General features: G+C 65.4%; 11 protein-coding genes. 1 reads left to right on the forward strand and 10 read right to left on the reverse strand.

From position 1 onward, the window contains the following. The first annotated feature begins 109 nt into the window (after positions 1–109). Positions 110–1,939, forward strand: coding sequence for a carbon starvation CstA family protein (locus CFB18_RS08640; RefSeq protein WP_088571405.1), 1,830 nt, complete (start codon positions 110–112; stop codon positions 1,937–1,939). 108 nt (positions 1,940–2,047) lie between these two features. On the opposite strand, the gene CFB18_RS08645 is transcribed toward CFB18_RS08640, so the two are convergent. The 10 genes from CFB18_RS08645 to CFB18_RS08690 all read right to left on the reverse strand — a co-directional run bounded on the left by CFB18_RS08645 (position 2,048) and on the right by CFB18_RS08690 (position 9,998). Beyond that, the gene (locus CFB18_RS08645; protein ID WP_159461659.1) at positions 2,048–2,365 is read right to left on the reverse strand and encodes a cytochrome C oxidase subunit IV family protein; all 318 of its coding nucleotides are present in this window, start codon (positions 2,363–2,365) and stop codon (positions 2,048–2,050) included. 13 nt (positions 2,366–2,378) lie between these two features. After that, positions 2,379–2,960: a cytochrome c oxidase subunit 3 gene (locus CFB18_RS08650; protein WP_088571407.1), complete on the reverse strand. Its 582-nt coding sequence runs from the start codon at positions 2,958–2,960 to the stop codon at positions 2,379–2,381. Positions 2,961–3,056: 96 nt separating this feature from the next. Further along, positions 3,057–4,943, reverse strand: a complete 1,887-nt coding sequence (gene ctaD / locus CFB18_RS08655; protein ID WP_088571408.1) for a cytochrome c oxidase subunit I — start codon at positions 4,941–4,943, stop codon at positions 3,057–3,059. Positions 4,944–4,957: 14 nt separating this feature from the next. Beyond that, on the reverse strand, positions 4,958–5,977 hold the full coding sequence (gene coxB, locus CFB18_RS08660; protein WP_159461660.1) for a cytochrome c oxidase subunit II: 1,020 nt from the start codon (positions 5,975–5,977) through the stop codon (positions 4,958–4,960). A 299-nt stretch (positions 5,978–6,276) separates the two neighbouring features. Next, positions 6,277–6,939, reverse strand: a complete 663-nt coding sequence (locus CFB18_RS08665) for a potassium channel family protein (RefSeq protein WP_088571410.1) — start codon at positions 6,937–6,939, stop codon at positions 6,277–6,279. Positions 6,940–6,942: 3 nt separating this feature from the next. Next, positions 6,943–7,341 carry a potassium channel family protein gene (locus CFB18_RS08670; protein WP_088571411.1) on the reverse strand — a complete coding sequence of 133 codons (399 nt, stop codon included), beginning with the start codon at positions 7,339–7,341 and terminating at the stop codon, positions 6,943–6,945. 43 nt (positions 7,342–7,384) lie between these two features. Beyond that, entirely contained in the window at positions 7,385–7,624 is a 240-nt protein-coding gene (locus CFB18_RS08675; protein WP_088571412.1) for an NIL domain-containing protein, read from the reverse strand. Positions 7,625–7,672: 48 nt separating this feature from the next. Further along, positions 7,673–8,227, reverse strand: a complete 555-nt coding sequence (locus tag CFB18_RS08680) for a universal stress protein (protein ID WP_088571413.1) — start codon at positions 8,225–8,227, stop codon at positions 7,673–7,675. Between the two features lie 26 nt (positions 8,228–8,253). After that, a complete protein-coding gene (locus tag CFB18_RS08685) occupies positions 8,254–8,463 on the reverse strand; it encodes a hypothetical protein (protein WP_088571414.1) in 210 nt (69 codons plus the stop codon). Further along, entirely contained in the window at positions 8,454–9,998 is a 1,545-nt protein-coding gene (locus CFB18_RS08690) for an APC family permease (RefSeq protein WP_088571415.1), read from the reverse strand. Before CFB18_RS08690 ends, CFB18_RS08685 begins: the two co-directional genes overlap by 10 nt. Positions 9,999–10,407: the final 409 nt, after the last annotated feature.

The raw sequence follows: 10,407 nt of genomic DNA on the forward strand, positions 1-10,407 counted from the left end.
GAAAAGCGGCTGAAGCCGAACCGAGGCGCTTGCGGGACGCCGCGCCTTCCGGCGCGTGCCAGGATTTGTGGGGGGCTTCTCATTCAGATCCCAATCCGGAGGGAAAGCCATGAGCGCCTTCTGGGTTATTATCATTGGCATCCTGGTCCAGCTGCTCATCTGGAACCTCTACGCCAAGCGGGTCGACCGGGAGATCATCCAGTCCGACCCGAAGCGGGCGACCCCGGCCCGCATGTATATGGATGGCGTGGACTTCGTCCCCACCAGCCGCAACGTCCTCATCGGCTATCACTTCAAGTCCATCGCCGCGGCGGGCCCCATCGTGGGGCCGATCACGGCGGCCGGGCTGTGGGGCTGGCTCCCTGCTCTCCTCTGGCTGATCCTCGGGGTGTCCTTCATCGGGTGGGCCAGCGACTACAGCGCCATCATGCTCTCCGTGCGCAACGACGGCAACTCCCTGAGCGCTGTCGCCTACCGCCTGATCAGCCCTCGCACCCGCACCCTCCTCTTCGTGTTCATCTTCTTCTACCTGCTGCTGATCGCTGGGGCCTTCGTGAACTTGATCGCCAGCGTTCTCTTGAACCCAACGGTTCCTCTGGGCATCATCGCTCTGGCCCTGATGGGGCTGTTGATGGGTCAGATGCTTTATCGCTGGAAGATGGATCTGGTGGTGGTCACCGCGATCACTTTGATTATCACTCTGGTGGCCATTGGGGTCGGCCCGGTCGGGCTGCAGCAGGTCCAGGAGGGGAATCAGGTGAAGACCATCCAAGGGCCGGTCGGCCAGTTGTTTGATGGCCTGAACGCCGCCATCGGCAAGCAGGCGCTTTATCAATACTTCGATCCGACGGCCCAGCAGTTCAAGGGCGGCACGGCCAGTGTGACCCCCGCTTACATCTTCTGGATGCTGTTCACCTTCGTTTTCTGTTACCTCGGGGCTAACCTTCCGATCTGGCGTTTCGCTCAGCCGGTCAACTATCTGGGGTTCTGGATCACGGCAATCGTGATTGTGCTTTCTTATCTGGGCGGCATCGTCGGATTCTTCACGAACCCCAGCGCAGTGTCGTTCAAGCTCCCTGCCTTCACCGGCTTCGTGGCTCCCAACCGGGTGGATCTGCAACCCTTGTGGCCGATGCTCTTTGTGACCATCGCCTGTGGTGCGATCTCCGGCTGGCACGCCCTCTTCGGCTCGGTGGGCACCGCCCGGCAGCTGGAGTATGAGACCGATGCCCTGCCGGTGGGCGGCGGGGCCATGCTCTTCGGTGAGAACACCCTGGGGCTGCTCTCCCTCATCGCCATTTCCATTGCGGGAAAGGGTGCGGGGGCCGCTGCCTTCGCCAGCGGCGTGGGCACGCTGCTCTCCCAGCTCTTCGGCCCCGCCTTCCTGCCTTACGGCACTGCCCTGGGCTTTGCGGCCTTCGTGGTCATCGTCATCACCGTGGTCCAGCTGGTCTTCCGACTGATGCGGGTCACCCTGGGGGAGTGGGTGGGGGAGATCCAGCCGGTCTTCAAGAACCCGCACGTGGCCAGCCTGATCTCCATGGCCCTGGCGGCCCTCCTGGTGCTCACCGGGACCTGGATCTATCTCTGGCAGCTGTTCGGCGCCGCCAATCAGCTGATGGCCGGCCTGGCCCTGCTCATCGTCACGGTCTGGCTGGTCTCGGAGCGGCGGCCGGCCTGGTACGCGGGGCTGCCGGGGGTCTTCATGTATGTCACGACCATGGCCGCCATCCTAGTCACCCTGTGGAACCAGCGCCTCGCCCTCCAGACTTCTATCGCCAACAACCAGCCGGTGGCGATCTTGGGTTCCATCGTGATGCTGATCCTGGCCGCTCTGCTCTTCATCGCCGCCGCCTTTATCGGCTATGAAGGATGGGTGGCCTTCAACCGCTGGCGGGCCGCTCCGGCGCGCCCGGCCCCGGCTGGCGGCGGGGAGTGAGCCCCTCACTTCCGCAGGGAAAAACCGGGGGGCGCCCAACGGCGCCCCCCGGTATGTTTCGCAGGCCCCGAAGAGGTCTCCATTCGGAGCACTCCGTGATCTGCTCCCCTATGCCCGGAACCCGAAATACACCCAGATCAGCATCCCCACCAGCAGGAGAGCCAGCGGCCAGGGATAAGCGAAGAGCACCGCATAAAGACGGGAGTCGAACTTCAGGTGCATGAAATACATCAGAATAAGGAGCGCCTTGGCGATGGCGAACCCCAGCAGGAAGGGCAGCTGGGGCACCGGCAGGCCGATGACGCTCACTTCCAGGATCGTGAGGACGATCAACACGATCCCCACCAGGACATAGTTCGGATGCCGATGGGCCTTGGCCCCCAAGGTCCCTTCCTGTCGATCGGTGCTCACGGAAGTCCCACCCACGGCCGATCCTCCCTTAGCGCATGAGATACACCACCATGAAAATCGCCACCCACACCAGGTCCACGAAGTGCCAGTAAAGCCCCACTGTCTCTACCGGGACGTCGTTCTGAGGCGAGAGGCGGCGGCGCAGCCCCAGGGCCACGCTCAGGATCCAGATCACCCCCACCGCCACGTGGGCGGCGTGGAAGCCGGTGACCGTGTAGTAGGCGGAGCCGAAGACGTTGACGCTGGGGGTGAGGCCCTCGTGGAGATGATGGTTGTATTCCACCGCCTTCAGGATCAGGAAGCAGATCCCCAGCCAGGCGGTGGTGAGCAGCCAGGCGATGGAGGCCCGCTGGTTGCCATCCCGCAGATGGGCCAGGGCCAGCACCATGGTCACGCTGCTGGTGAGCAGGATCATGGTGTTGATGGTGGGGATGGTCAGGGTGAGGGCCTCATGGGCGGTGGGGCCGCGGGTGACCCGGTTGTGCAGCACCAGGTAGGAGACGATGAGGGAGGCGAAGAAGATCACCTCAGAGGCCAGGAAGATCCAGACCCCCAGCTTACGGCTGTCGACTGCGATCTCGGATCCGACCGCCGGATGATGACTGGCCATCTTTCACTCCTCCGCTGTTGCGGGCCGATACCCCAGGGGTGTGCGCGGCCGTGATCCGGAAGATGCCTCCTGGGGCCGACCTCCAGGCTCAGGCCCTCAAGAATGAGCACCGTGCGCTTCTGCTTCTGGGAACAGGGGCTGCTGGACCCAGCGGGCCAGCCCCAGGGCGAACAAAAGGAGCCCTATGGGGATGAAGATCCAGTGGGTCACCAGCCCCAGGGCGAAGACCGTCAACCCGGCCGCCAGGATCAGCGGCCATGGGCTCGGCGCAGGCAGATGGATGGGCTCCGCCTCCGAATCCCCTTCGGGCCCGTCCCCACCGGGGGCCTGCGCCGTCGGGGCCTCCGCCACCGGACGTGGATGGGGGTTCCCGGTGTATTTGTGGTCCCAGGCCGGCCGGCGGCTGTGAACGGCCGGGATGCGGGCGAAGTTATAGGGCGGCGGCGGCGAAGCGGTCAGCCACTCCAGGGTGTGACCGTCCCACGGATCGTCCGGGGCCCGCTCCCCGGCGACCAGGCTGCGGGCGATGTTAACGAAGAAGACCACGAAGCTCAGGGCCAGGAGGAAGGCGCCGACGGTCGCCAGCAGGTTCAGCCCCTCCCAGCCCAGGCCCGCTGCGTAAGTGTAGACCCGCCGGGGCATCCCAGCGAGCCCCAGGAAATGCATCGGGAAGAACGTAAGGTTGAAGCCGATGAACTGGAGGGCGAAATGCAAACGACCCAGCCGTTCGTCCAGGAAGCGGCCGGTGATCTTGGGGAACCAGTAATAGATCCCGGCCACGATGGCGAACATGGAGCCGCCGAAGAGCGTGTAATGGAAGTGGGCGACCACGAAGTAGGTGTCCGTCACCTGCCAGTCCACCGGGACCGAGGCCAGGAACAGGCCGCTCAACCCGCCGATGACGAAGAGGGCGACGAAGGCGGCGGCGAAGAGGAAGGGGACGCGATACCGCACCGCCCCGCCCCAGATGGTGGCGATCCAGTTGAAGACCTTGATGGCCGTGGGCACGGCCACCAGCATGCTGGCGGCCGAGAAGAAGGCGTTCACCACGTCCGGCAGCCCCACGGCGAACATGTGGTGAGCCCAGACGGTGAACCCGATGAAGCCGATGGCCACGCTGGAGTATGCCACCGCCGTGTAACCGAAGATGGGCTTGCGGGAGAAGACCGGCAGCACCTCTGAGACGATCCCCATCGCCGGCAGGATCATGATGTAGACCTCCGGATGGCCGAAGAACCAGAAGAGATGCTGCCACAGCAACGGATCTCCGCCCGCCGCCGGGTTGAAGAAATGCGTCCCCAGATGACGATCCAGGAACAGGAGGAACAGCGCCGCCGAGACGCTGGGCATGGCGAAGAGGATGAGGAAAGATGTGACCATCGTCGTCCAGGCGAAGAGCGGCAGGCGGTTCAGGGTGAGGCCAGGCGCCCGTAGCAGCAGGATGGTGGAGACAAAGTTGATGGAGGAGGTGATGGAGGAGATCCCCAGGAGCTGCAGGCCCAGGATCCAGAAATCGATGCCGGTCCCCCTCGAGAACGTCTTTGCCGTCAGCGGCGCGTAGCCGAACCAACCTGCGTCCGGCGCCCCGCCCAGGAGGAAGCTCAGGTTCAGAAAGATCCCGCCCAGCAGGAACATCCACACGCCGAAGGCGTTGAGGCGGGGGTAGGCCATGTCCCGGGCCCCGATCATCAGAGGGACGACGTAGTTCCCCAGCCCCGCCAGCACCGGCATCACCACCAGGAAGACCATGGTGGTTCCATGCATGGTCAGAACCTGGTTGTAAGCGTCCCCTACCAGCACCCGGTTGTTCGGGACCGCCAGCTGGGTCCGGATGAGCAGCGCCTCCAGGCCGCCGATCAGGGCGAAGAACCCGGCGCCCAGTATGTAGAGGATGCCGATGCGCTTGTGGTCGACTGTGGTCAGCCACGAGAGCAACCCGCGTTCGGCATACACGCGGGGGAGCGCGACCGTCGAGCTGGCCATCGCCGCCTCCTTCATCACTTCAGGGAAGAGAGATAGGCCACCAGGGCTTGGATCTCCTCCGGGGTCAGGCCCAGGCGGGGCATCAACGAGCCCGGCTTGATGGCCGGGGGATTATCGAGCCAGCGGGCCATGTTCTCCGGGGTGTTCTCCAGAAGGCCCGCCGCGATCGTCGTCCGGCTGCCCACGTGGGTGAGGTTCGGCCCCACCTTCCCCTGGGCCGGAGTGCCCTCAATGACATGGCATCCCACGCAGGCCTTGCTCATAAAGACTTGATAGCCTTGCTGCGCCAAGGGCTCTGTCGGGGAGGCCGCCGGGGCCCGCTGGGCCTCGGCCCATCGGTCGAAGGCCTCCCGGGAGACTGCGTGTACCCGCAACCGCATGTTGGCGTGGGAAGTGCCGCACAGCTCGGCGCACTGCCCGTAGTAGGTCCCCTCCACATCGGCCTGCAGCCACAGGACGTTCTCCCGGCCGGGGATGGCGTCCATCTTGCCGCCCAGCTGGGGGACCCAGAAGCTGTGGATGACGTCGGCGGAGGTGACGGTGACCCGAAGGGGCTGGCCGACCGGGATCACCAGCTCGTTGGCAGTGGTGATCCCGAGGGTCGGATACTGAAACTCCCACCACCATTGATGGCCGATGACCTTCACCGGCAGCGCGTCGGCCGGCGGCGTGGAGGTCGCGGCCATCGTCCGCCAGGTCATGGCGAAGATCACCGCCAGCCCCAGGGCGGTCACAGTGGTCCAGGAGAACTCCAGGGCGCGGTTCCCGTGGATCTGAGGTGGAATTGCCCGGGGATCCCGGGCCCGGAAGCGGATGACGGCATAGAGCAACAAGGCTTCCACCACGACGAAGACGAAGGCGGTGATCGCCAAGATGAAGCCGAACAGATCCGCCTCGGCGCGTCCTTTGGGGGAGACTGGGTGCAGGATCGAGGGGCTCTGGGCGGCGCATCCGGTCAGGAGGCCCACCATCACCCCGATTCCCAACCCTGGGTAGGGCGCCCATCCCTTGCCTCGATCGCGTGCGAATGGCATCCGATGCTCCTCCCGCTTCCTAAGGCTCCAAACGCATCGATCCGCCTCCTCAGGAGAACCGCACCCCGCCATCAGTTCCTGATGCGAGGGACCCTAATAATGATGCGGCGAATTGTCGAAATTGTCAAGGAAAAGGTCCCTGTCGGGCCGAATTTCTGGATCAATAGATCGACTTTTCACGGAGGGCCTCCGGAGCCTCCGGCGGGTCCCGAGTGAAGCCAAATGGGGCCGGGTTCAGGTGTCCGGCCCCAGGCTGGGACGGTCCGGCGGATATGGAGGGACGGAGTCGGTGGGGCGGTTCAGGTGCCCAGCAACAGGCGCCGCAGGATCGGCTCGCTCTGTGGAGTGGTCACGGCGAGGAGCTCATCGTCGGCCTGCAAGATGGTGTCCCCGGAGGGGATGAAGGTCTGGTCCCCGCGCACCACCATCACCACCAGGGCGTCCGCCGGGATGCCCAGCTCCCGGATGGGCTGCCCATCGGCGGGCGCCCCGGGGGCGACCTTCCCTTCCACCAGTTGGATGCCCCCGCGGCGCAGGGCCAGCAGGTGCACCAGGGAGCGCAGAGGTAGTGCCCGCTCGATCTGAGCCTGGATGATCTCCGTGGTGGAGACCGTCACGTCGATCCCCAGGCGGGCGAAGATCTCTGCGTTGCGCGGGTTGTTGATGCGGGCGATGGTCCGGGGGACGTTGAACTTGCGCTTGGCGAGCAAACACACCACCAGGTTGTCCTCATCGTCCCCCGTCACCGCGATCACCGCGTCGGCCCGGTTCATCCCCACCTGGGCGAAGGTGCTGGAGTCGCAGCCGTCCCCCACCCAGACGTGATCTGTCCCCAGCTCGTCGATCAGGAAGGCCGCGCGGCGGGGGTTCTTCTCGATCAGAAGCACCTCGTGTCCCTCCGCCAGCAGGGACTTGCTCAGGTAATAGCCGACCTTGCCGCCGCCGACGATGATGAGATACATCCTCTAATCCTCCAGGCACTTGCGGATGGCCTCCGCCGCCAGGGTGGTGGGGGAGACGGTCTTCAGCCCCAGCTCCTGGAAGATCTCCGCCCGCAGCGGATCGTTCAGCCGGGTGATCACCCGGGGCACGCCGAAGATCTCCCGGGCGACCTCGGCGGCCATGATGTTGGTGTTGTCGTAGCCGGTGACGGCGATGAAGACGTCAGCCTGTTCGATCCCCGCTCGGCGCAGCACCTCCGCGTCGATGCCCATCCCGACCACCGTCTCCCCCGGGAAGTCCGGCCCCAGGGCCTCCAGGGCCTCCCGCTCCCGGTCGATCACCGTCACGGCATGGCCATCCCGCGCGAACTGACGGGCCAGATACGCCCCCAGACGACCGCAGCCCAGGATCACGATGCGCATGGCGCGCGCTCCTCCGGATGCTTCCGCCCCTCCATAGCCCTGATCACAGCTGCTCCACCGGCTCCACCAGCACCCCCTGCTTCTGGATCCAGGCCAGCCCCTCCTCCACACGATCGGGCGGGCCCTCCAGATCGACCACCAGCCAGGCCTCGGTGGCCTCCACATGGGCCCGACGGATGTTGACCAGCAGGCCGAACCGCTGGATGAGCCGGTAGAGCAGCGGCTCATCGATCAACGCCGGGGGATACACCAGCTTCACCCGCCGCAGGGTCGTCTGGTCCATGGGAGCCTCCTCCCTCGTGGGTCCGAAGCGGAAGTTTGTCTCCCCTCCTCATTCCCGCAGAGGCACCTTGGCCACGATCACCTCGCAGGCCGCCCGGCGCATCACCTCGTGCACCGTCCGTCCCAGGCCGTCGCCGGAGGGCCGGTGCTTCAGCCCGACCCCCATGATGATCTGATCCGCCCCGACCTGCCGGGCCACGCTGAGGATCCCCTCGGGGGCGGAGCGATGTCGGATCAGATAGATTTCCGGCCTCATCCCATGCTGCAAGGCAATGAAGCGAGCGGTCTCCAGGGCCCGCTGGCCCCGCGCCTCCAGCTCCGGAAGAGGGGTGTCCAGGGGCACCGTGTAGGGGACCTCCAAGACGTGGACCAGGACCAGGCGGGCGTGCTGGGGCTCCCCCAGCCGGCAGGCCAGCTCCACCGCCCGCTCGGAATAGATCTCCTCCACGATGGGGACCACGATGCAGCGGGCGGCCTCCACCGAGTAGACCGCCCGGGCCACCTCCGCCGGGACCGGGCGGGGCACCCGCAGCATCCAGAACAGCGTCGCCGAAAGGATCGCCAGGAACGCCAGCGCCAGCGCGACGCCCAACGGATGTCCCATCGGAACCTATGCCTCCGAGATCCCGCTTAGAGAATCTGCCCTTTTCGCTTAGCCCACCAGATCCGCCAGCGCTGGGCCCCCATCCCGATCATCAGCCCTCCCACCAGGATGGGAAGCATCAGCGCGCTCCACCCCATGCCTCGCTCGAGGACGGCCCACAGGCTGCGTCCGATGATCAGCGCCCCCAGGATCATCAAGATCGTCCCGCTTGCCAGCCGGAAGCCCGTCATGCCCATCCCCGCTCCTGCTGCCGGCGCATCCGCTCGATGCGGAACCGTTCCAGCAGCTCATATTCCCCTGTATCCTCCAGGATCTTCATCTGCTGAGCGTCCCAATCGCGGGGGAGGCTCCCCCACACCGGCTTGCCGGTGCGCCGGCGATACCACGCGTAGTAGAGTACCCAAAAGATCACCCACATCGGACCAAAGATGCGGGCGATGTCGTGAGTGTAGAGCACGATCAGCACCATCAGCCCGGTCCCGATCACCCCTAGGACGCCTGGAATGGGAATCTCCACGTCGCGCCAGCGGATGTTCAGAGGAACCCGATATGGACGCGGGACGTGGGGCTCTTTGATCCGCAGGGCCAACAGGGCGATAGTGCTCATGAAGTAAGCCAGCATCGCCCCGAAGGCATACATGTTAGCCATAGTCTCCATCGCCCGGCGCCCGCTCAAGAAGGCAAACACCGCCTCTGCCGCGGCCACGCCCGAAAAGACCAAGATGGCGCGGACCGGCGTGCGGAAGCGAGGGTGAATCTGAGAGAGCCCCTCGCCGATCAGGCCCAGCTCGGCCATGCTGTAGGCCAGGCGGCTGGCCCCCATCACCCCGGTGTTGGCAGAGATCAGGACGATGGTGGCCGCCAGAACCGCCGCCACGGGGCCGGCCAGGAACCCAACGAAAGGCAGCTGGCTGGCCAGGCGGGCCACCGGATCCCCTTCCCGGGCGGCGATCTCCTGCCAGGGCAGGATGCCCAGGGACACCGTGGGAAAGGCCAGGGCGAAGAGGAGGACGACAACGATGAGGGCCAGGGAGGTGCGGGGGATCACCGTCGCCGGCCGGATGGTCTCCTGGGCCGCCTGGGAAACCGACTCCAGCCCCACATACGAGATCACGGCGATGGAGATCGCATAAAGCAGCTGATCGGTGGAGGGGAACTGGGTCCGCCACTGATGGAGGAAGAGCTCCGGCTGCCAGGCGAAGGCGAAACCGATCACGATGATGCTGGCCTCCAACACCAGGTCCATGGCCCCCAGCACTGAGTTAAAGAGGGAGGACTCCCGAATGCCCTTCACATTCAGCAGGGCCAGCAGCAGGATAAGACCCAGCGTCTCAGCCAGCCAGATCAGGTTGACATCGTGGAAAGGCCCCACCGTGGTCCGGAACTCCCGGAAGGCCGGGAAGAAGAAGTTGATGTAGCCCGCCGAGGCCATGGCGAAGAGGGCCACGTCCACCGTGTAATCGAGCATCAGGGCGGCCCCGGCCACCAGGCCCCAGAAATCCCCCAGCCCGCGCAGGGTGAAATACTGACCTCCCCCCGCCGAGGGATATGCGGCAGCCATTTCGGTATAAGCCAGACCGACCAAGACGTAAACGACCCCGGCGATCAGGAAGGCCAGGGGAGTGGCCCCTTGAGCCGCCGCCATCACCAGGCCGAGGGCGACGTAGACGTCCGCCCCCACATCGGCATAACCCCAGGTGAAGGAACCCCAGACGGTGACCTCTCGCCGTAAGCCGACATGCTCCCGTCGAGCAACCGCCTCAGAGGCCATCGGGCACTCCATCGCAAAGCGATTGGATCGCTTGAGCGCTACAATCCCCTCTCAACAGATCCTGATTGTATGAATCGGGACATTCCCTGTCAAAAAGAAGACCCCGCCGGTGGAGCGCCTCTTCCCAGGCTGGCGGCCCCCCTTGGAACCCGGTAGAATGAGGAACACCGCCTTCGGGATCCCTCAACGGGCTCCCCGTTTCGTTTCCGCCCTCCGGTTCCTGCAGGAAGGGTGGTGGGATCGCCGGAGGCGGATGGCGGATTTCCGCGGCAGGAGAGGGAGGATCCATGGCGACGTCCAACGTGATCCAGGTGGAGATCGAGGAGCAGCTCAAAGCGGCCTATCTGGACTACGCGATGAGTGTGATTGTGGCGCGGGCGCTGCCGGACGTGCGGGACGGGCTGAAGCC

The sequence above is a fragment of the Thermoflexus hugenholtzii JAD2 genome, from assembly GCF_900187885.1.
In the GTDB taxonomy this organism is placed as follows: Bacteria; Chloroflexota; Anaerolineae; order Thermoflexales; family Thermoflexaceae; genus Thermoflexus; species Thermoflexus hugenholtzii.